Source organism: Streptomyces sp. ActVer, from assembly GCF_027270795.1.
GTDB classification, from domain to species: Bacteria; Actinomycetota; Actinomycetes; order Streptomycetales; family Streptomycetaceae; genus Streptomyces; species Streptomyces umbrinus_A.
In genome coordinates this window covers 1-693 of the sequence record NZ_JAPWHT010000997.1, presented here as the reverse complement: position 1 = coordinate 693, position 693 = coordinate 1, and the positions used below count along the sequence as shown (strand labels likewise).

At 73.4% G+C, this 693-nt stretch carries 1 protein-coding gene; it reads left to right on the top strand.

Annotation, left to right across the window (positions count from 1 at the left end):
• On the top strand, positions 1 to 693 hold a 693-nt coding region (locus O3Q52_RS53810), incomplete at both ends, for a serine/threonine-protein kinase (RefSeq protein WP_269655644.1).

Here is a 693-nt window from a genome sequence, read left to right as displayed (position 1 = left end):
GCCGTCCGGGCCGGCGCCCACGACGGTGGCCGTGTACCTGCCGCTCACCGCCCGCGCCGGACGGCCCCGTCCCCTGGCTCGCCACCGCGCACATCCTCGGTCCGACGCTGGCCGACGCCGTCGAGGAACACGGGCCGCTGCCGCCGAAGTCGGTACTGGCCCTCGGAGCCGGACTCGCCGAGGCGCTGATCGCCGTGCACTCCGCGGGGCTGGTGCACCGCGATCTCAAACCGTCCAATGTGCTGCTCTCCGCCGAGGGCCCCCGGGTCATCGACTTCGGCATCGTCCGGGCCACCGACGGCTACGAACTCACCCTGTCCGGTGTGCTGCTGGGCTCCCCGCGGTACATGTGCCCCGAGCACGCCACGGGTGACCCGATGGGCCCGGAGGGGGACGTGTTCTGTCTCGGCTCGGTCCTCGCCTTCGCCGCCACCGGGAACGCGCCCTTCGACGGTTCGTCGGCGGCCACCCTGCTCTACCAAGTGGTGCACGGCACGCCGGATCTGACGGGTGTTCCGGATCCGCTGGACACGATCATCGGGCTCTGTCTCGACAAGTCCCCGACGGCCCGGCCCACTCCGGACCGGGTGTCGGCGGCGTGCGCGCCCGGTGGCGCCGACGCGCTGGACTGGGAGGGCTGGCTGCCGGAGCCCGTGGCCGCCCAGATCAGTCGGCAGGCCGCCGACCTCATGG